We start from the raw sequence: 19,690 nt of genomic DNA, 5'->3' as shown, positions 1-19,690 counted from the left end.
GTGAGCGATAGGATCGACGCGGGCCGGGCTTGCCGGCTCCACTGTCCTTCCTCTAACCGTTGAGCACCAAGCCCGACTGTTAACGAGCGTGAGGGCCGCTCTCGTCTAGGTTGGTCGCGGGTCCATCCCCGCCGCCGCGTCGCCCGCATTCTACCCCATGCCGAATCGCGTGTGAATCCCTGCTTGACGGGGATATACTGGCGATAGCGAGGACGTTGCCGATGCCAACCGATGATGAGGACGACATCACGGTCCGCCTATCCTTGGCGGCCTTGGATCCGGAATCAGTAGAGCCATCGGCGATGGCAGAGCTATTGCTAGATGCCCTCGATACAATCGAGACGTTGCGCACGCTCATTGGCATCCGTGCCGAGATCGAGCTTGAAGATATCGAGCCTGAAGGGAACGCTTGACGGGATAGCGACGGCGTGAACAAAAGCGGGCATGAGCAGGATCGCGACAGTCGGGGAGTTTCTGAACGACGGCATGGGGCTAGGCGTCCATTGCCTGGATTGCCACCGATACGTCAAACTCGACCTGCAGCCAGTCGCCGAGAGGTTCGGCCGAGATTATCTGATTGTTGGCGTCGACACACCGTTCCGCCGCTCGCTGAAATGCTCCGCCTGCGGAAGCCGCAAGATGCAGATGACGCTTATAGCGGCGACGCCAGGCGTGAACGGCCCGCTGCCGCGCTAGTTTCACCATGGCCTCAATCTCAGAAAGAAATCGGCCCAAATATTTCTGAGGCTACGGGATGACCGGCTCCGGAGGGAATTCCACCTCCGTGAAATCCGTCGCGGGCGGGTAGACCTTGTGCATCGCCAGAGCCCTGCCTGCGTCGCAGCAGGAGGCGAACAGGTGCAGGAATTCGTACTCGGTCAGCTCCTGCCATGGCCCGTCGCTATGGAGGACGAGCTTGCCCCGGTCGAACTCGATCCGCGCCTTCATGCGGCCAGCACCGGAGCGAGGTTGACGCGGTGCCTGCCCGCCTCCCCGTCCGTCCTGTGATGGGTGATCGACTGGATCGATTGCCCGCTGTCGTAGGAGTTGGAGTGGCTGTGAGCATCCTTTGCCGCAAGGGTCTGGAAGCTCTCACAGCGAACGCCAGCCACCTCCTTGCCGGTGAAGTGGTGGATGTGCCCGCTGTAGTGGACATGGAAGCGGGTGGCGCCCCAATCCTCGCGCCGGCGGGTTGCCATGCTCATCACCAGGTCCTCGGCCTTGGCCTTGTGGCCATGGTGAGCGCCGATCAGCGTGGATCCGAAGCGGTGATAGAAGAACTCGGACGGATCCATGTCGATCGTCACACGAGGCTCGCGAGCGTAGAACGCGCCTAGCGCAATCGTCAGCGCCACACTGGCGTGCGGGTCATGATTGCCCGGCAGGTTCCGCACCAGCACGCTCTCGTGCTTCTGCAGAGCCAGGTCGATGCAATCCATCATCAGCTGCACGCCGGTAGAGAGCACCTTGAAGTACCGGCCGTCGACATCGAGGCTATGGCCGGACCGCGGCGTGACGTTGCGGCTGTCGTCGGCGTGGAAATAGTCGCCCAAATTGAGGATGATCGCCTGCCGGCTCGGGGGAGACTGCGCGACCACGCGGGCCATGCAGGCGCGGAGACGGTCGGAGCCAATGCCGAGGTCGAAGTTCTCGCCTGTCTCGCGAGCCCATGACATCAGGCCAAGGTGCTGATCAGCGATAGGATAGACGCTGAGCAAGTCGGAGTCGGTGTTGTCGGGGGCGGCGGAAGCCTCTGCCCTGCCCTGATAGGAATCGAACACGCTCTTGAGCGCTTCGATCAAGCCTTCACTGACGGTTTCCTCGCGCGTCTTAATCCAGCGCTGCACCGTCCGGCCATCGGCGTCGACCAGAGCCGAGACGCCCTTGACCGCGTGGCCTTCGGGAACCTCGAACACCTCGCCCGGCGCCTTGGCCTGCTTGACCCATGCGCCGTCAGCGGACCGGCTCGATACCGTCTTCACGGCGAAGCCAGGCATCACAGGTCCATATCCGGACAGGCCACGCTCGGCCGCCAGTTTCATCCAGTGCTGGAAGGTGGTGCGGGGGACATCTGCCGCCCGCGCCGCCTCGGATGTGCTGCCGTGCTGCCGTTTGAGTTCTAGCGCCCAGAGCAGCTTTTCATCGTCCATTGGCTGGGCTGGCATCAGGCCGACCGTCCGATCATCTCGATCAGCATGGCGAGTGGAACTCGGATGCCCACGATGAAGCAGCCGGCCGGGTTGAACAGCGCAACGAGGGCGACACCGCCGGGGGCCTTGAGCACGATCAGCGAGGCGACAGGCTGGGACGGCTTGCCGAGGGCGTCGAACATCATATCGGCGGTCTTCTGGGCGGTCGTGGCGTCGTCTATCGTGACGACCTCGCCCTTGATCTGTTGAGCGACCTCATGCGCTTGGGAGAGCGCCGTTTCCTTCGCCTGCCCGCAGGCTGGCTCATCTGCGAGGGCGGGGAGAAAGCCGGCCAGAGTCATGGCCGCAGCCGCAATCAACATGCGCATGGCAGTGCTCCTATGATGGGGTTTTGGACTACGGGCCGCCGCGAACGGCGAGATAGATCAGGCCAAGAAGGCCGGTAATCAGGATGCCGACCGCCGTCATGAGCCCCTGACGCTTGACCGTCTCGGAACTCGTGCGCCAGGCGCGGAGGTGCTGGAAATCCTTCTGCGCCTCTAGCGGCTCGTCGGTGTCGATGCCGAGGGCTAGCAGCGTCTCTTCCACGGACGCCTTGACGATGGCGCGGATCTCGTCGTCGGTACGCGTCATTTCAGGCCCTTCCGGAGGCTCTCATGGAAGGCCACAGCGTCAGCGCGCTTGCCATCGCATTTCGTGAGGGCGACGACGTAGCGGGCGATGATGCCGCGTGCGTCCGTCTCGTTGATCAGGGGGTGCTTGCAGGGCTGCTGCACTGCCGCCGGCATCTGCGGCAGGTCAGGGCGAACCGGGGGGCTGAAGCTTGCGCAGCCGGTCAATATCGTCGCGGTCAAGAATGCAGCCGGCAGGAGCCGGACGATTCGCCAGGTAGGCTTCATAGTCCAGCACCTTTTGCTCGAGCTGTTCATTCTCGGCCGCGCGGGCCAGTTCGCGGGCGACAGCCTCGTCGAGCGCCTTGGCGCGGACGTTGGCCTGCCGGGTGATCTCGGCGGCTGACGCGGCCTGCCACTTCGCTTCGTTGCGCTGCGTGCCGTGGCGGTTGCCGAGGGCGTAGGTGCCTGCGAGGAAGGCCAGCACGAACAGCGCGCCACCGATCCAGCGGCCCAAGGGTGATAGGAGCGCGGCGATCATCCTGCGAAATCCTTCGGCGGCTCGGGGGTATCCTCGGCCGGCGTCACCCGGCGCCCGCGGCTCATCGCCATGATGTTGCGGTCATCCCAGACGGCACCGAAGACGTAGGCGCCGATGACAGAGCCCGCGAGGATGATCAGGCCGTTGGCAATCGTGCTGGAGAGGTCGGTGTCCTTGCCCCAGATCGTGAGATAGGTGATCTCGGCCGCGCAGAAGATCAGCGTGGCAACGATGATGGTGCGTCGGATGCGCCACGATGGGCGCTGGAATGCCTCCGCCATCTCAAGCCTCGTTCTGGCTGAGGCGGCCATCGCTGCGAACTGTGGGAAGCTCCAGATGCGGGAGCGGAATATCCTGCGGCCAGCGGTAGCCAAGGACGCGGTCGCGGCCGAACGGCTTGATCGAAACCATGTCGCCCTGGTTCCCGCCAAGCACCATCAGATTGCCCGTCTGGTCCTTGCCGACGACGAAGCCGACATGACCTGACCAGCCCGTCTTCGAGCCGCGCCAGAACACGACAACCGCGCCGACAGCGGGTTCCGCCAGCTTGACGCCCCACTTCAGGTAGGAGCGCGCAGCGGCCGAGCGAGACGAGCGAATGCCTACCTCTTCAAGGACGCCGCCAGTAAAGCCTGCGCACCAACTCGTCTCGTCATCACGGAAGGGCGCACCGATCTTCGACCACCACGACACGATGGTCGGGTTGTGCTTCGAGCCGGGGATTTCGCGAACGCCGAGATAGCCGCGCGCCTTCGCGACCCAAGAGGGATCGGCCATGTCTTGTCTCCAGTGATGTGGGGAGGTGGGGTGCGCTAGAGCGCGGCAGCCGCTGTGAAGAAGGCGTCGATCTGCTGGGGCGTAAAACCGAGGCCTACGAAACCCTGCTGGAGCATGACGTCGTCACGAACAAAGGTGCTGGACCGCTCAAATGCGATCTGGATCGGCAACGGCTGCTGATCTATCCAGCCCTCAACGGCGTTGAGAAGCCCGTCTGCGTCGAGTTGCAGGAAGAACTGGCGACTGGTCACGCGGGCAGGAATAAGAGCTAGAGGCTCGACATAAGCCGCAATCGGGATGGCCTGCGCTTCGACGGCAGCACGAATTGCGACCGCCAACACAGCATCGTCATCCGGGCCTACTGTGTAGTCGAAAGGCGCTCCTTCGTTTGTTGTTATCGTTAAGGTATAACGGCCAGTAGCACTAACATAGTGCGCGTTGGACAGGTCCATCAGGCTTCCCTCTCATAGGTTCCAGCTGCCCATTGCACAATCGAGCCGCCGCTTATGTTCCTCCAAGTGCCCAATTGGCTGACGCCATCGTCGGTAGCGCCAGTATCAAACCACCGACATGCAGCTAGATTTGCCCCGGCGATGGTCGCCCCATCGGCAAGCGTACCGGCATTAGTTTTGATAAGTGGGATCACAGCGCCGACAGGGTAGCTAGAGCTGGTAGGGCGGACAGCGACAGCTGTCGCCAGCTTGGCCAGCGTCACGGCGCCATCTGCGATTTTTGCTGTTACGACCGCGTTCGTGGCAAGCTTTGCTTCCGTGACAGCCGCATCTCGGATTACCGCCACATTCATCAAGACGAACTTGTCGGCGGTTGGGTTATAGATGGCGAAGTAAACACCTCCATCCACGATATCACCAGCCGAAAGAGCGCTGCCGGCCTGGTTCACAATCGGCTTTGCCGTCAGGCCGTCCACCGCGAGGGTGGCTGCTCCAGTGTTGTCGCGGTCAGCCTCGAACATCAGGGTGAGCGGTGCCCCTAGCGCCGTTACGACCATGTTGGTCGAAAGGGTGTAGGCGTTGCTGGTGCCGCCAGAGATTAGTTTGCCGCCGCTATCCGCGAAATACGCCGCGAGCGCCGCCATCATCGACCGCGCCGAATTGTTCACGGTCGAAGGCATCTGACCTTCAGCCCAATTGATCGTTGGGTCTGAATTGCCGTTATCGTCGGCAGTCGTCGACCAGTCTCGAACGCCCATGATTTTATCCTTAGTAGAGATTGCCGGTGGAGGTGGTGTAGCCGCCCGTCGTGCTCGACGATGACCTCGGCTGGCCGGTCGTGCCGTAGGTGACCATTGTCATCGGGGACGGGCCGTATTGCTGCCAAGTCGAGTATGTCGTGCCGCCTGGCGTACTGGTGGTTTGGACGGGCGCGCCGCCCGGCCCGGTATTCGACCACTGCGTCATGTATCCGTTGGCGTTGTTCACTGCCTGCGCATAGGAGCTAGGGCTCGCGATGCCGTTCTGGATGTTCTGGATCGAGCCCATGCCATAGCCGGCGAAGTTTTCTGGCGTCGGCAGGTCCGTCCGGCTGAGTTTCGAGGCGAGATATTTACCCGCGTATTTCCCTGCCATTTTGCCGAGCGGGCCTGCGACCATCCCGCCAATCATCCCCCCAGCCATTCCGAGCCCGAATTTGGGCTGGAAGTACTTGGGGGTGCGGTCTTCGCCGTTGGCCATCAGCGGTGACGGGACCGAGGGAAGCGCTTGCTGCTGGACAAGAGGAGCCGCGACGGCCCCCACCTTCCGGGCGTCGTTGACGGTCGGGATCGGCACCCTCTTATAGGTGACGACGGGCTCCGGCTTCTTCGCTTCGGCCGGCAGTGTGTTCGGCGTCGGCCGGTAGGCTGCATATTGCTCGGCCATGGTCATCGGAGCCGCCATGTTGCGGTCCGGATCGCTGCCGATGCCACCGAGCGTTGATGGCGCCGGGCTGATCGTTGGGTACGTGACGGTTCGGACAGTCTCGTATTTCGGGGCGGCCGGGCTGATGGAGCCGGTCGGTTGGACAGGGCCTAGCGTCTGCGGAGCAGGCGACGAAACCGGGGAATAGTTCGGCGTTGAAGGGCTGATGGCTGGCCCAGAAGGCGCAGCCGGCGCTGAGGAATACTTCGGCTGGGCCTGCGCCACCGGCGAGGCAAACGCGCGGTCGGCATAGCCATACTTCGGTGTGGCCGGCGAGATGCTGGCAGAGGGTGACGAGGCAGAAATCTGTTGCGGGCGAACGGACGGGGTCGGGGATGGGGCCTGAGCGCCGGCGGCGTAGCGGGCAATCGTCGAGGGCGAAAGAGCGGGGCTGGTGCCGGGCGCCTGTGCTGCGGACACCCGCGCGGCAAGCTCGCTGGAGCTGACAGGTGACAAGTTCTGCGGCTTAAGATTGGGCGTCGGCCGATACTGCGCATATTGCTGCTGCATCGTGGCCGGTGTCGGCCCGAGCGACGCGCGCTGCACCGGCGCAACAGGGGCGGTAAGCGGCTGCGTGGTCAGCGAGGGGCGATATGCATTGTGGTTTGCGGCGATCTGGCGCGGAGACAGGCCAGGATGGATGTTGCGGTCCGGGTCGGAGCCGATGCCGGTAGGGGCGTAGTTTGGCGCAGGGCGCGGCGGCGGGAGGGGGGCTTGAGCGACCGGTGGCGCCACTTCGCTCCCCAGAAGCCCTGTCCTCTCCAGAAGCGACGGGGCTGGCGCGCCTGAGTACTGATCGAAGGCAGCCAGCGTCTTCGGGCCCCACTGGCCGTCAATAGGGATCTCCGCGCCACGTGAGACAAGGTACTTCTGGAGGCTGGTGATGGCCTCCTTCTCATTGGCGTTCCCTGGCCGCGTCCCAATAGTCTCGATGTGCCAATTCTCATTATTGAGCGGGAAGTAGAGGCCATGTTTCGGCGCGTTGTCATGGATCCACTTCACCACCTCTTTCGGGGCGCGGGACAGGGACTTCCCGTCGTATGCCAGATCGACGGCTTCACCCTTGTTGTGGTTCGACTTCCCGGGTGGCGCGACCCACTTTCTGGCCGCCTCGGTAGACCCATATTTTTTCACGGCCTGCGCGTAGAGTTGCGCCTGTCGAGCGGGCGATCGGTAGCCGGAATAGATCCCGAGGCCCGGCTGAATATTCGGCGGTGCCGCTGCGACGAGTGCCGCCAGCCGCGTCTTCATCTCGGGCGTCAACCCGTCAACATGCTCGGCGCTATGTCCAACTAGGATGCTCTGCAGGTTCACCGTGCGCACATAGGGCTGCCCCTGGGCGTTCTTAAACGGTCCGGCCATTGAACAACCTCAAATAAAGGGGCATGTATTGGTGATGCGCACCGCAATCATCGCAGCACTGTTGCTGGCCTCGTGGCCCACTCTCGCCGCTCAGCCCAATCCTGGCTGGGACCCGTATTCCGTTTGCCGCGAGGCTGAAGGTGAGACGGCAAGCGACGAAGCGCCAGACGAGGCGCGGGCGGCAGCATTGAACACGTGCATGGCCGCTATGAAGAACGGCGGCTCGGACGCTGCTTGTGACCGCGAAGTGGTCAAACTGCCCGTCGACTACCGCGTGCTTGGTGACTACCTCTGTAAATCAGCCGTGTTGATCAGCACTCAATAATTGTCGGGGACGGTATGAAGGCTGCAATTTGTCTTCTGTTCGCTAGCCTTGCGCTCGCTGCCTGTACGTCCACTGGAGAAAAAGACGCCCAAGAGTGCGGCGCTGGCGGAGAGCGGCCAGGGTCGGCTCTATACGAAGACTGCATGCGCTATGCTCAGGTCATCCGAAACAGCCAGGCACAACAACATCGCCAGAAGGCTAGCGATAGCTTGGACCGGTTCAGCCAATCGATGACAGCCATGGGGCAACAGCAGGAAGAGGCGAACAGACAGGCCCGTCAAAACTTGCCTCTCCGCTGCACCTCAAACCGGTACGGCAATCAGGTGAACACGACGTGCTACTGACCGCCTTCCTGATCTGCTACTTCGTTCCCTACCCGTTCAACGTCCTATTGGTTGTTGGGCTTCGCCTGATCCCAATTGGCTGGACGCGATACCGTAACGGAGAGCGGATCACGATTGTCACCGGCCAGTGCGGCTGGGAGCCCGCCCTCAACAGAGGCAGGGCCGACGATGCGGCCGATGTTCTCTTCGGCAGCGCGGAGAGCCTTCATCAGGCCGGGCCGCAGGCTGAGTTGAACCGCCGCCTGATTGAGGACCTTCGGATCATTGCTCGCCAGCATCTCCGCAATACGCCGGACGGTCCGCTGCTCGACAGTCGTTCCAGCCAGTCGCCCACCACGCACTAGCGCTGTGGTCATCAGCCATGACGGGTCGGTTGGGTTGAACCCGCCATTGATCACCGTCGAGGCCCCGCCAGCCAGGCCAAGCTCCGCAAGCTGCCGAGCGGTCGTGGAGTTTCCTTGGACGGCGCGACGCAGTAGATCCATCGTGTTCTCTGCGCGCACGAAGGCCTCCAACTCGGCCGCCTTCTGCTTGCCGAGCGCGATTTCGACACGTTCGCGCGCGGCCTTGGAATTGAAGAAGATCGAGTTGGCGATGTTGCGCCGGTCCCCGCTCTCCCGAATGCGACCGATCAAGTCACTGGCGAAGCCTTCCGCAAATAGTTCCTTTTCAGGTTTGTTCATTGCCGCGACGGCCTTGCGTGCGGCCTCGTTTTCAACCTTCGACGTGACAAAGTTTTGCCCTGCCTCCAAGGCGTCCTGAGCCCCGAAGAACGCCGACGCGCCTTGGCGCGCTTTCTGAAACTCGGGGACCTTCGTGTCTAGGTGGCCAAGAAGCTGGTTCTTCAGATCCTTGATATCGTTCGCCGCGCTATTCGCGCCTTTTCGAATGGCGACGTCGTAGTCATCCGCGAGATTGCGCTGAACGTGGTCCCAGAACTGAAGGCTGGGCAGAGACCGGTTACCCTGCGCGTCGACACGGAGTTTCAGACCGCCTGCTCCGTCCGGGACAAACGGGTTTACAGGAGGCTTGAAACCGTCTGCGGTCGCACGATTGGCGCCGGTCTTGGTCGCGTCACGGATTGCCCTCTGCACTGCTGGCGACGTCGTCAGATGCTCTAGCTGCTTGTCCCAGACCACCGGCCCCATCAGGTAAGCGTTGGCATACGCCGGCCCGTTGACGCGACGTGCAGCCGCCTTCAGGTCATCGGCGGTTTGATCGGCGCTCGCACGACGCACGAGGCCGCGGACGAAACCTTCTGTGCGGTCGCCCTGCGTTTCAAAGCGGCTATTGACGGCATGATCGATCGCCGCCCGGCCTTCTGGTGAAGAGTTCGCCGCCGAGCGCGCGAGTGCCCGCGTTGTCTCGCCGCCGGTGTCGGCTACGACCAGGGGAGCGCCGGACTGTTGCGCCTGCTGCAATGTCTGCTGAGCCTGCTGCGGCGTCACGCCGTCGCGCTGCAGAGCCGCGCCGACGCGCTTGGATGCGGCTGCCTGCGGGTCGAGCGCGGCCGCTATGGGTCGAGTGATGGGCCGAGACGCTACCTTTGCCCCAGCGACCACTGCAGGGATGGCCCCGCCGATGACTGCGCCGGACCCCGCCCCGATAGCAGCGCCGACAGCACGATCACCCAAGTCGCCGTCTGCCGCGCCAGCGCCGTACAGACCACCTGCGACAGCACCAGTCGCCGCAGCGTTGCCGATGCGCGCACCAGTGCCAGCGCCACGAATGACGTTCAAGCCGCCCATGCCGGGGATAGCCGCGGTCGCGAGAGCGCCGCCAATTTCAGAGGCGCCTGTCGTGTAGGGGTGATGTTCGCGGGCTGCCAGCAAGTCGCCGCGCTCGGCGTTGAGCTGCTTGCCGTAGTCGCCGAGGAGGCCGAAACCAGTCTTTGCCCCCGCCGCAATTTCGTCGCCGAAGCCGAAGGTGACGCCCTGCCGCGCGCCTTGGCGGAACGCTTCAAGCTGCCCCTTATCCTCGGGCTTGATGCGCGATAGCTCCGACATCTGCGCCAACGCTTCGTCGTGCGTCGGCGGACTGGCCAGCGCCTGCTGGATCTCATCATCGGTCGCATCCGGCGGGAAGGCGATGGTCTTGCCTTCGAACTGCACCAGGCGGGGCTCGGTGCGCGGCGGCGGGGTGCGCTCCCCGGCATTGGCGGAGCCGATGAACGACGGCATCTGAAAGCCAGCCTGTGGTGGCTGTGGAGCCTGCTGGGCCTGCATCTGCTGCTGGAGCGACTGACGGGCAGCGGCCATCTGTTCGGGCGTGGGCGGAGTCGGGCCGGTCTGCGGCGGCTGCATTTGCTGCTGCAACTGCGCGCGAGCTGCGGCGAACTGATCCGGTGTCGGCTGCGGGCGTTGCTGAGGCGGCTGCGCCATCTGCCCGCCGTCAGCCATGGGGCTGTTGGCGGTCTGAACGGCTGAACCATCCATAGGCATCGGCGGGCGAGCGGCGTTCGACTGGCCGGCTGCGAGCATGCCCTGATTGTAGGCGGGGAAGCCTGGGTCCACGCCCGACGTCACATTCCGGTCTGGATCGCTGCCAATGCCCGGCGGGGGAGCCTGCGGCATGGGCGGCTGTGGCGCCATCTGCATCTGCGCCGCGGCCTGCGCACCGCCTGAGCCGCCGCCGGTCATTGCCGGCTGCATCGGGGGAAACTGACGCGACGGGTCGGGTCGGGGCAACGGCGGCTGTAGGATGCCGGCCGAGCGCTGGCCGTAAGCTCCATCGGGACGGATGTTGGCGCTGCGCTGGAAAGCCTGGACGGCCTTCTGTGTCTTCTCGCCGAAGTGGCCATCGACCTTCACGTCATAGCCGTTGTCGACAAGCGCCTGCTGCAGCTTGGCTACTTCAGCGGAGCGCATGCCCTTGGCAAGTGTGACCATCTATTGAGCCCTGATGAGGTTGCCGCTCGGATCGCGGGTCCAAGTCTCGACGCCAGGCTGAGCGGGCGGCTGAACAGTCTGAGGCGCGCCCTGCGGTGGGATGGGTTGGCCAGCTTGGGGGGCCATGGGCTGCACGCCCCCCTTGCCCTGCGTAACAGTGGCTTCGATGCTCTCAAGCTCTCGGGCCAATTGGTCGATCTTGTTGTTCAGGGACTCGGCGCTGTCGGTATAGGTCGGCAGGTACCGGGCCGCATACGTGGCCGCTTCCGACGCCGGCATGCCCGCACCAGTCAACATGCGCTGCAACGAGTCGGCTCCCGACTGGATCTTGCGGTACACAGCGGCCTGCGGGCTGGATGAGTTGTTCCCAGCCATGGCTCTGTCATACATACCGGTCACAGTGCCCTTGGATACCTCGGCCTTGATCTCGGGGACCTGGTCGAGGAACGAGCGCGCCAAGCCTACGCGGCCAGCGACTTCGGCAGATAGTGCCGTGGCCGGGCCGCCGGGGATAGGCTCAAGGGTCGTGCCATCCGCCGCCCACTGGTAGCCTGTAGGGGGCTTAGCAGCGCCGCCATAGGAGACTTCGGTAGAGCCGTCCGGGTTGGTCTTGATTGTCATCCCGTTGCTCGCGGCCTTGCTGCCGCCGACGCGGTCCCAAGACCCCGACGCTTGGTTCCACTGGGCCTTGTAGTTTGTACCGGTCTTCTCGTCGTAGAAGTCCTGGACAGTCGGGGCATCGTACTTCTTCGGCTTCATGCTCTCGAGCGCCATAGCGCGGGCCGCCTCTGGGTCGGAAGCGAGATAGGCCTGCTGCTCCGGCGAGATGCCCGAAACGCCCTTGAGATAGTCGTTCATCGCCTTGCGCTGCTGGGCGGCCGCCGATGCCTGACGTACGTATTCGTCGCCTTGAGCAAGTTTTTCCTTCTCGGCGCTCTTCCCATGGGTGTAGCCGGCGAAGCCCCGCGCCAGGCTGTCCATATTGCCGTTGCCCGACATCAGCCCGATCATGGCCTGATTGTATGCATCGGAGCCGATAAAGTCCCCGACGCGGCCGGCCATCGAACTGCCGGGCGCCTGCACCTGATTGATGTAGGATTGCTGGGGCGGAGGCTGTTGGTTCAGGATGCCACCGGGGGCTTCCTGCTCGCGGCCAAAGATGTAGTCGAGAATGCCCGCCATGTTACCAGAGGCCTCCGGTCACTGCGCTGCTGCCAGCGCTGCCGAACAGATCTTTCGCGAGACTAAGGCCGGTGCCGACAGCGCCCGCGATTGCGCCATAGTTGGTCGGCGCCTTGACGCTCGACGAGGTGTTCGCAGCCCCAGACATCCCGGTGCCGACACCGAGCAGGCCGCCGTACTGCTGAAGCTGGTTGAGCGAGAGGTTCTGGTTGGCGTTCCACTTATCCAACTGATCCTGCATCGTGCGGGTCGAAAGGTCTTCGTACTGGTTGCCCACGCTAGCGAGACGATCTGCGCCGGCGTACTGCTGCGCGTAGAGGGCTGGCGACATAGCGGAGTATCCCGCGGCAAGCTGCTGCGCCTGATTGCCCGCGTTGTTGATCGCTTGTCCCGCGCCCACCTGGTTGGCGATGTTTGTGCCCTGCACCTGCCCGATCTGGTTCAGCAGCCCGGCCTGCTGCGCCATCTGTTGGTCGTAGTGATCAGACGCGGCTTTTTGCCGGAAGTCACCGACCTGGTCTGTGATGGCACCGGTCATAGCGGCCGAGCCATAGCGGCCGGCATTCGAAAAACTGCGGCCGATATCGTTCGTCATCGCGCCAGCCTGCTTGTCGAGGACGGCGTTGAAATTGTCGTTGTTCGAGTTGAGAAGGCCTTGAAGCTGCCCCTCGGTGTTGACGCGGTTCGCGCCGGTCGCGACGTCGTAGGCGCCGCCAAGCGCCCCCTTCTGCCAGTCGGACATGCCACCAGACGACAGCACGCCCTGCGCGTTGTTCATCGCGGCTTGATTGAGCTGGTCGCCCTGCCCCGCGATGCCTTGGATCTGGCCAAGAGCGTCTGTGGTCTGCTGGGCGAACGGAACGACCGTAGAGCCGGCGTATGGCTTGCCCCATTGGCCTTCCTGGTACTTGGTCTTGGCGTCCTGAAGGAACCCCGACATGTACGGCTGAAGGGTTTTCCAGGCGTCATTTGTGTTGGTCTGCGTCGTGGTCGCTGCCATGTTCTCACCCGGGTATTTAAAAAAGGTACTAGCGCTGGACATGGGGCCGCCTCATGTGCCGGAGCGGGCTTCTTCAAGCCCCGAAATGACGACGTGGACTCCCGCGCTGGCGGTCACGCGGATCTCATCGCCCGAGCGCATGGCGAGAGGTTTCAACTCGATTTCGAGGGCGCTGTTGGCGGGGATGACGGCGTCGTGTGCGAGGCAAACCGCCGTGCCCGTCTGCGCGATGAACCAGACGACTCGAGCCGTGCCAGCGGCACCATCGTTCTTCGCGGCCCGGATGGATGTGAGGCTTGCCCACTTCTTGGCCGGGACCGTGTAGCACTCAGTTTCGGAGCCATCCGCTAGGATCGTCCCGCGCGACATGTAGTTGCCGCCGATTTCGACCGAGGACATCAGCGCTTCCCGTCTTGAACGGCGTCGATATCGACACCCTGGATGTTCTGCCAATTGCCGCCAGCGGGCACCGAAACGCGGGCTCGAACAAACCTGCCGCTTGCGCGCGTCGGGCAATTGCCTTGCGCATTGATGCTGGAGGCCGTGGACCAAACCCGCGTGGACTGGAGGTTTTCGCGCGTCCCGATTTGGACTGTGACACCCGGCGCCTCAGTTAACGGTGCGACGCCGCGCACGAAGGACCGTTGGCCGGGAACAGGTTGCAGCTCGGCCGTCTCCAGCCGGGCAGCCATGTTGGCCCCGGTGAAGAAATTAAGCTGGTTGGCATCTCGGCTGAACGCCGCGAGCAGCGGTGCGCCCCCCATGAACTGGCGGCTATCAAGTGAGAAAGGAAGCGTGTCGAGGGTGTAGCCGAGGCTATCAAGGCCTTCGAGGGTCAACCCTGGGGTTGCAGCGCCCATGATGAAAGTCGCAGGAACCTGGGCGTAGGCCCAAGCCTTCAACGCAATGTCGTAGACGAGGATTTCGTTCGGACCTGCCGCCGTTTCATAGAGCCAATAGACGCGCGGACGGAGTGGGTCGGCCGCGCCTTGAATGGAGAAGCTTTCGTCTGGTGAAATACGCTTCTGGAACCAGACGTCGACGTTCTCGAAGCCAATCGGCAACGAGGCGCCGGTGCCATCGGTAGCCATGAAGCCTTCCTGGCTGAGGTAGTAAGCCACCCGGCCTCGAACGGTCAGACTATCCGGCGCCACAAGGCCGCGGGCGTCCTCGACGCGAGCAAAGGTGTAAATCGCGCGGCTGTCGACCGGCACAAACCGGCGGATGGCGGTGTCCTGGAACACCAGGCCCGCCTCAAGCGCTGTAAGGCCGCGAACGAACCCGCCATCGGGGAACACCTGCTGGTCGCAGTCCTGCTGGCCGAGCGTCCAGAATTCTGGGTTATCGCGACCGCTCCAGATGACCTTGTCAGGCTCCATCAGAAGGCCGCCGAGCCAAACCTGATCGCCAACCGTTTTGACGTAGCGGGCCCTCGGCGGTGACCCGCCAAGGTCTTCGGCCGGGGTGCTGGCGCTGATGTCGAGCTTTTGCGGGTCTGTATTGGCGTTCACGGCAATCAGCGTGTCGCCGTACTGTTCGAAGCCCCAACGCTCGCCTGGCGGGACAGCATAGGTATCGCCGGAAACATCCGTCCATGGCGTGGTTGGCCCGGTGTAGAGAAAGAGCCCCGTTGCCGTGCCGGCGTAGATCCGCAGAGCTCCGTCGCGCGCACGCGCGAGGAACCCACTCAGGACCTCAGCGCCGATGGCCTCCGAGTAAACCGCCAGAGATGGCCATGGCCGGTAAGCGGTTGCGCCTGGAAGCACGCCACGCGCCTCTCCTGCCACCGCCGAATTCAGATCGAACACGTCGGGGCGAAACGGGCCAAAAGGCGTCACGGTGTCGGGCCACTCGCACGACGAACGAAGTTGCCGGCCCGGCTGTCACGGTCGGACTGCGCGAGGCCAATCACGGCGCCAGCAGCCAACTGCCGGAACAGCGGGGCGCGTTCCATGTCCTTGGCGTAGACGCTGAGGAAATAGAGCGAGGCGTAAAGGTATGCAGTCGGCTGCCGGGTCAGGAGCCAGTTGGTCGGCTCGTCATCGGACAACGACGGGATGCTGGCGTAATAGGTCAGATCGACGTCGGTCGAGACCTGCATCTGGTTGCCGACGATGGTGTAAAACTGCGGGTATCCGCCGTCTCCGCTGGGGTAGGCTCCAGCGATCCATTCAGCCGGGGCATAGGTGAGCAGATGCCCGGCACTCGTCACAACCTGGATCGCGCCCGTAAAATCGTCCGGAAGGTCGACCACACCATTCGTCGCCACGAGAGAGGCCTTGGTCTCCATCTCTCGGGTTCGGACGGGGTCGAAATCCATCTCTTGGTCGCCGTTGTTGAACAGTGCTTCGGCCATCATGATGAAATCGGGAATGACGCCGGTAAAATCCGAGCGGGCGGCCCAATCGGCGACCTTGGCCTTGAGGTCTGAGTAGGTCCAAGCGGCCATCAGAACGCCTTATCCGTCGTGCGAAGCCAAGCGTAATCCGGGTCGCGAAGCTTGCGCTTCACCAACCGGGCAAACTCGTCTTTCGGCAGGGAGAGGTAGTTGACCCCATCCTCGTTGATCCACTTTTCCAGGATCACGCAGGGGACCGACGCGATGTGCCGGCCCCAGTCGGACTTCTGCTGTTCCGACTGAAGCCGTTTGTTGTTGGCCAGGATGGCGCCCACGTCCTGCACGCGCTGGAAGTGGAGCTTATTTTCCGACCGATCGATGTGGACGACTGTGCGGATATCACTCACTACACCCGCCCCTATTCTTCAGGCGAGGGCGGCAGGAACATCACGTCAGAATCGATCACGCGGATCTGGCAGTCCTTCAACAGGTCGAAATAGTCCGCGTACTCCGGATCATTCAGGACACGCGCTGCCACGAGCCAGTCGCCGACGATGACGCCATCGCCCGTAAGGTTCGCGAGAGGGTTGTCGATCTGGCGCCCGCCGATCTGGCGGTCTCCGTTGTCAAGTAGCTGAGCTTGTGCCCGCAACGTCGGTGTCATTCGGATCATGGCGAGGATAATCGACGTCGTCATCAAACGGCTCCTACGGCGTTGAGATAGGTGTTGAGAGCGGAACGCAGGGCGGCGTGGCCAGCTGTCCCGAGAGATGCGCCGAAGCCTGCGACGGCCATCGAAGACGCGCGATAGACCGTGCCGTTGCGGCGCATCAGGTCGAAGTCGCCGGAAACGACAGCCTCGGACGCTGCCGCGACGGTCTCAACCAGGACGCCGTCTTTGATGTGGAGGACGTCGGTGCTATTGGGGCGGTCGGCAGCAGACAGGCCGACATTGCTGACGACGGTCAAAGTGCCGGCAAGCGCGGCATTCAGGGCCGACCGAAAGATATCGCCTGTAGATCTCGGGACGAGACTGACCCGGTTCCCGGCGGACGCGCCCAGCGACGAGGTCGTTGCCGCCGCCAGCGCGCTTCTCTCCCATGTGAAAATGCACGCGCTATCTCGAATGAATTTCGGCGTAGGCGCCGTGGTCGGGTTGAAACCTGTGGCGAGATACGCCCCAACTCCGTCGCCCGCGTAGTATCGGTCAGTCACGAATGCGGGGCTTCCCACCGCTGTGAGGTTGAAGGCGTCCTGAACCCAGTTCCGTCTCGCTGCAAACGCATCGTTTGCCGTCGCATAGCCAGGGTCGTCCATGCCCATTGCAAGCAAATAGAGCGCGTCCAACTTCGTCTCGAAGGCCGCATGGTCCCGCAAGTTCACAATGAGGTCGTTCACCAGCTTGCGCCGCAGCGCGCTGGGTGTCGCTGGCAACCTAGCGAACAGTGCGGCCGCATAGGGGTCATACACCGGGCCGTGCTGACGCGGTTGCCCGCGAAGCATCAAGTTTCCCATGTCTAGAGCTCCCAGCGGGCCTTGACGGTCAACTGGGAGGTCCCCAAGTCGGTGCGCCGGACGGAGAGACGCGAGGCCCGATCTATGCCGTAGAACGTGTAGATCGCTCCCGCGGGGACCGGGAGGTAGACCGTCTCAACGCCTTGACGGACCTCAAGCCCCACCCCGGTGTCGTTCACGATGGTCAACTGTCTGGCCTGCTGGGCGGAAAACGCAGCGAAGCCCGTACCGGAGGCGTCTGTCTGGACAGCAATGTGTCCACCTTCGCCGAGAATTGGGGTCACAAAGCCTGCCATGATCAGGTCTTCCTGATGATGGCGTAGAAGTTCGCACCGATGGTCGTGCCGGAAGCGCCGGACGGGGTGAATGAGATCTGCTCGCCCTCGTTGATGTTGTTTGCGGCGGTCGGGTAACCTTCGTCCACGTCGCCAGCGGCCGAACCGGACTGTGTGATGGTGAAGCCGCCGTTTGTGACCGCCGTGCCGTTGATTGCGACGGCAATAGCGGCGTCAGCGGTCGTGATGGCGCCGTAGAGGACGGACCCGGTCTTGATCACCCTGCCGCGAACGGGCGCGACAGCGCGAGCGGGGATCGGAGTGCCGCCAACGCTGGGCGAGAATGCGTACACGACCACCTCGTTGAGGGGATGCGGAATCGGAAGGGGCATAGCCTGGCTCCAAAGAAAAGGGGCGGCCCGAAGACCGCCCTGCTGAGGGAATGCGTGGCCCCTTACGAGGTCGTGAGGTCGAAGACGCCGCCCGAAGAAAGCTCGTTGCGGCTCTCCAGCGCGTACTCAGTGATGACCTGGTGGCGGAGACTGTCGCCGGTCACAGCGAGCGGGATCGTCTTCATGTTGCGGAGCGTGGCGAGGGCCCACATGTCCGACTGGAGAACCAGGACGTCACGAGCGCGCGAGAAGCGGTTCGCCACGACCTTGAGCGTGCCGAAGTCCGACTCGTAGACGTCGACAGTCGCGACAATCTTCTTGGACTTCGTGTCCTCCATCGGCGTACCGCGGCCGGTGAAGGTGGACATGACCTGCTTGTTGAAGCCGCCCAGCATGATCTTGTCCGGGTCGCCGCCCGAGATCCAGATCTTCTGGAGCACGGCCTTCAACTGAGCCTCGGTGAAAGGACGCTGCGTTCCGTCCGTGCGGATTGCGGCGCCGTTGGCGGTTGCCGGGTCCGCGCCAGCGCCGCCACCCTTGTCGGTGTTGGTCTTGAGCCAGGAAAGCACCGAAGCCGTCTTCCGGGCCGTGCTGGCGTCGCCAGTTACCTTTGCCTGATTGGATCCGACAAGCGTCGTCTCCATGTCACGCTTCAGTTCCTTGCCCTTCAGGATCTTCTGGTAGTCCAGCTCGTTGTCGCGGCCGGCCTTGTCGATGGCCTGCTGCGTGCCGGTTACGCGAGCCACCTTGTCCGAGATCTGGTTGATGTTGCCCAGACGGACGGTCGGCGTGGCCGCGTCGGTCGTGGCATCGTCGCCTTCCAGAACAGCATTCGAAGCACTCGCAGCGGCGAGGGCCTGGGTCTGCCATTCGTGGTTGACGGCGGTCGACTTGACGCGCTCAAGGCCGCTCAGGAACGGCGTGTCGGTCGGGTCGACGTTGTAGATGATGTCTGACAGGTCTTCGCGGTTGCCCACGGAGCTGTAGGTGGTGACGGTATCGGCTGGAAGGGCCATGATGGCCTCCTATGCTTGGCGCCGGGCCCGGAGGAGCGCTACCGCGTCCTTCACGCTGCCCGTACGCTTGAGTTGAGCTTCCTGGGTCTGGATGTTCGTGGCCGAACGCTCGCCCTTGCTGGGGGAGACGCCGGCACGCTGCGCGGGTGGAACTTGCTTGGCAGAGACGGTCTGTTTCGCCTTCTGGGCGGACCGCCATTTCTGGGCATCCCGCACGATCAGCTGAATGCGATGATCGTGGAGGCTGACGCCGGCACCCTGGTTCCAAATCGCCGCCAGCTCGTCGTCGGTCATGCCGACCTCAGAGAGCATGGAGCGCACTTCTGCTCGAAGCTTGGGACCATTCTCCGGGTCCGCGAATTCAGGCGCCTTCTCGAGAAAAAGCTTCGTCTGCTCGTTCTTGAAGGCGTTGAACTGTGCAGTTCCCTCCTGGGCGCGACGCTGTTCCGCCTGCTGCGCCTCACCGAGGGCATTGGCATGCTGCTTCTGCAGAGCGTCGTACTGGAGGTATCGAATGGGGTCGTTGGACGCCATCCGTTGCACATCTTCCCAGGTCGTGATGTCGGGGAATTCCGCCGCATATTGCGACTGAATCGACTGCATCAGGTTGGGAAGCGCGGCCTCATATCGTTGCCTTGCCTGTTCCGCCGCCTGTCGCTCGGCCTCTGCGGCCTTGCGGGTTTCGGCGGCTTCGTTCTGACCCCGGCGGATCTCAACTTCGCGCGTCCGTTCCCGGTCAGCGATGCGCTGCTGATGCTCGGGAGGCAGGAGCTTGAAAGCTTCCTTCTCTTCCTTGGTCCATGAGGAAGGCGGGTTGATGTTCGGCCGCTCGGCCGGGTCATCCCGTTCTTCCGTCTCGCCGCTGGGCTCCCGTTCAGGAGGGGCGGCGTCAGCCTCATCGGCCGATGCTTCCGGGTCGCGCGCGCTCGGCTCTTCGGCCGGCGCTGCAGCTTCCTCGTTGTTCTGTTTCGGGGGCTCGCTCAGAAGAGACGCAGCCTCACGCACCGACAGCGAGCCATCGCTCGCGCCGCTTTCGATTTCAGACATGAATGCTCCGA

General features: G+C 63.4%; 26 protein-coding genes. 3 read left to right on the top strand and 23 right to left on the bottom strand.

Annotation, left to right across the window (positions count from 1 at the left end; translation table 11 throughout):
* Positions 1 to 221 precede the first annotated feature (221 nt).
* On the top strand, positions 222 to 413 hold the full coding sequence (locus OSH12_RS24705) for a hypothetical protein (protein ID WP_266346311.1): 192 nt from the start codon (positions 222 to 224) through the stop codon (positions 411 to 413).
* Positions 414 to 444: 31 nt separating this feature from the next.
* Complete coding sequence (locus tag OSH12_RS24700) at positions 445 to 696, top strand: hypothetical protein (RefSeq protein ID WP_266346310.1); 252 nt, start codon at positions 445 to 447, stop codon at positions 694 to 696.
* Positions 697 to 747: 51 nt separating this feature from the next.
* On the opposite strand, the gene OSH12_RS24695 is transcribed toward OSH12_RS24700, so the two are convergent.
* The 10 genes from OSH12_RS24695 to OSH12_RS24650 form a co-directional block, all read right to left on the bottom strand.
* The gene (locus OSH12_RS24695) at positions 748 to 948 is read right to left on the bottom strand and encodes a hypothetical protein (protein WP_266346309.1); all 201 of its coding nucleotides are present in this window, start codon (positions 946 to 948) and stop codon (positions 748 to 750) included.
* Positions 945 to 2,150: a hypothetical protein gene (locus OSH12_RS24690; protein WP_266346308.1), complete on the bottom strand. Its 1,206-nt coding sequence runs from the start codon at positions 2,148 to 2,150 to the stop codon at positions 945 to 947. Before OSH12_RS24690 ends, OSH12_RS24695 begins: the two co-directional genes overlap by 4 nt.
* Positions 2,151 to 2,164: 14 nt before the next feature.
* A complete protein-coding gene (locus tag OSH12_RS24685) occupies positions 2,165 to 2,518 on the bottom strand; it encodes a hypothetical protein (protein WP_266346307.1) in 354 nt (117 codons plus the stop codon).
* Positions 2,519 to 2,546: 28 nt separating this feature from the next.
* On the bottom strand, positions 2,547 to 2,783 hold the full coding sequence (locus OSH12_RS24680) for a hypothetical protein (protein WP_266346306.1): 237 nt from the start codon (positions 2,781 to 2,783) through the stop codon (positions 2,547 to 2,549).
* A 165-nt stretch (positions 2,784 to 2,948) separates the two neighbouring features.
* On the bottom strand, positions 2,949 to 3,302 hold the full coding sequence (locus tag OSH12_RS24675) for a hypothetical protein (protein ID WP_266346305.1): 354 nt from the start codon (positions 3,300 to 3,302) through the stop codon (positions 2,949 to 2,951).
* Positions 3,299 to 3,583, bottom strand: coding sequence for a hypothetical protein (locus OSH12_RS24670; protein WP_266346304.1), 285 nt, complete (start codon positions 3,581 to 3,583; stop codon positions 3,299 to 3,301). The genes OSH12_RS24675 and OSH12_RS24670 overlap by 4 nt, the downstream gene beginning before the upstream one ends.
* A 1-nt stretch (position 3,584) precedes the next feature.
* Positions 3,585 to 4,079, bottom strand: coding sequence for a TIGR02594 family protein (locus tag OSH12_RS24665; protein ID WP_266346303.1), 495 nt, complete (start codon positions 4,077 to 4,079; stop codon positions 3,585 to 3,587).
* A gap of 35 nt (positions 4,080 to 4,114) precedes the next feature.
* Complete coding sequence (locus tag OSH12_RS24660; protein ID WP_266346302.1) at positions 4,115 to 4,531, bottom strand: hypothetical protein; 417 nt, start codon at positions 4,529 to 4,531, stop codon at positions 4,115 to 4,117.
* Positions 4,531 to 5,289, bottom strand: coding sequence for a hypothetical protein (locus OSH12_RS24655; RefSeq protein WP_266346301.1), 759 nt, complete (start codon positions 5,287 to 5,289; stop codon positions 4,531 to 4,533). Before OSH12_RS24655 ends, OSH12_RS24660 begins: the two co-directional genes overlap by 1 nt.
* Before the next feature lie 10 nt (positions 5,290 to 5,299).
* On the bottom strand, positions 5,300 to 7,357 hold the full coding sequence (locus tag OSH12_RS24650) for a M15 family metallopeptidase (RefSeq protein ID WP_266346300.1): 2,058 nt from the start codon (positions 7,355 to 7,357) through the stop codon (positions 5,300 to 5,302).
* A gap of 28 nt (positions 7,358 to 7,385) precedes the next feature.
* Between OSH12_RS24650 and OSH12_RS24645 the strand changes: the two genes are divergently transcribed.
* Positions 7,386 to 7,682 carry a hypothetical protein gene (locus OSH12_RS24645; RefSeq protein ID WP_266346299.1) on the top strand — a complete coding sequence of 99 codons (297 nt, stop codon included), beginning with the start codon at positions 7,386 to 7,388 and terminating at the stop codon, positions 7,680 to 7,682.
* Between the two features lie 388 nt (positions 7,683 to 8,070).
* Here the strand turns inward: OSH12_RS24645 and OSH12_RS24640 are convergent, their stop codons facing one another.
* The 13 genes from OSH12_RS24640 to OSH12_RS24580 form a co-directional block, all read right to left on the bottom strand.
* On the bottom strand, positions 8,071 to 10,914 hold the full coding sequence (locus OSH12_RS24640) for a peptidoglycan-binding domain-containing protein (protein WP_266346298.1): 2,844 nt from the start codon (positions 10,912 to 10,914) through the stop codon (positions 8,071 to 8,073).
* Complete coding sequence (locus tag OSH12_RS24635) at positions 10,915 to 12,096, bottom strand: hypothetical protein (RefSeq protein ID WP_266346297.1); 1,182 nt, start codon at positions 12,094 to 12,096, stop codon at positions 10,915 to 10,917.
* Between the two features lies 1 nt (position 12,097).
* Positions 12,098 to 13,096 (bottom strand): hypothetical protein, encoded by a 999-nt coding sequence (locus OSH12_RS24630; protein WP_266346296.1) that lies wholly within the window; start codon positions 13,094 to 13,096, stop codon positions 12,098 to 12,100.
* Positions 13,097 to 13,147: 51 nt separating this feature from the next.
* Positions 13,148 to 13,495 carry a hypothetical protein gene (locus tag OSH12_RS24625; protein ID WP_266346295.1) on the bottom strand — a complete coding sequence of 116 codons (348 nt, stop codon included), beginning with the start codon at positions 13,493 to 13,495 and terminating at the stop codon, positions 13,148 to 13,150.
* Positions 13,495 to 14,934, bottom strand: coding sequence for a hypothetical protein (locus OSH12_RS24620; RefSeq protein ID WP_266346294.1), 1,440 nt, complete (start codon positions 14,932 to 14,934; stop codon positions 13,495 to 13,497). Before OSH12_RS24620 ends, OSH12_RS24625 begins: the two co-directional genes overlap by 1 nt.
* A complete protein-coding gene (locus OSH12_RS24615) occupies positions 14,931 to 15,545 on the bottom strand; it encodes a phage adaptor protein (RefSeq protein WP_266346293.1) in 615 nt (204 codons plus the stop codon). Before OSH12_RS24615 ends, OSH12_RS24620 begins: the two co-directional genes overlap by 4 nt.
* On the bottom strand, positions 15,545 to 15,841 hold the full coding sequence (locus OSH12_RS24610; protein WP_266346292.1) for a hypothetical protein: 297 nt from the start codon (positions 15,839 to 15,841) through the stop codon (positions 15,545 to 15,547). The genes OSH12_RS24615 and OSH12_RS24610 overlap by 1 nt, the downstream gene beginning before the upstream one ends.
* A gap of 11 nt (positions 15,842 to 15,852) precedes the next feature.
* A complete protein-coding gene (locus OSH12_RS24605; protein ID WP_266346291.1) occupies positions 15,853 to 16,131 on the bottom strand; it encodes a hypothetical protein in 279 nt (92 codons plus the stop codon).
* On the bottom strand, positions 16,131 to 16,949 hold the full coding sequence (locus OSH12_RS24600; RefSeq protein ID WP_266346290.1) for a hypothetical protein: 819 nt from the start codon (positions 16,947 to 16,949) through the stop codon (positions 16,131 to 16,133). Before OSH12_RS24600 ends, OSH12_RS24605 begins: the two co-directional genes overlap by 1 nt.
* Positions 16,950 to 16,951: 2 nt before the next feature.
* Complete coding sequence (locus tag OSH12_RS24595; protein ID WP_266346289.1) at positions 16,952 to 17,245, bottom strand: hypothetical protein; 294 nt, start codon at positions 17,243 to 17,245, stop codon at positions 16,952 to 16,954.
* A 2-nt stretch (positions 17,246 to 17,247) separates the two neighbouring features.
* Positions 17,248 to 17,616: a hypothetical protein gene (locus OSH12_RS24590; RefSeq protein WP_266346288.1), complete on the bottom strand. Its 369-nt coding sequence runs from the start codon at positions 17,614 to 17,616 to the stop codon at positions 17,248 to 17,250.
* 62 nt (positions 17,617 to 17,678) lie between these two features.
* Positions 17,679 to 18,632, bottom strand: coding sequence for a DUF5309 domain-containing protein (locus OSH12_RS24585; protein WP_266346287.1), 954 nt, complete (start codon positions 18,630 to 18,632; stop codon positions 17,679 to 17,681).
* A gap of 9 nt (positions 18,633 to 18,641) precedes the next feature.
* Positions 18,642 to 19,679, bottom strand: a complete 1,038-nt coding sequence (locus OSH12_RS24580) for a hypothetical protein (protein ID WP_266346286.1) — start codon at positions 19,677 to 19,679, stop codon at positions 18,642 to 18,644.
* Positions 19,680 to 19,690 lie beyond the last annotated feature (11 nt).

Origin of the sequence: Kaistia terrae, assembly GCF_026344005.1 — a bacterium.
GTDB lineage: Bacteria > Pseudomonadota > Alphaproteobacteria > Rhizobiales > Kaistiaceae > Kaistia > Kaistia terrae.
Note: the sequence above shows the minus strand (reverse complement) of the source record. Positions and strands in the feature narration are given on the sequence as shown.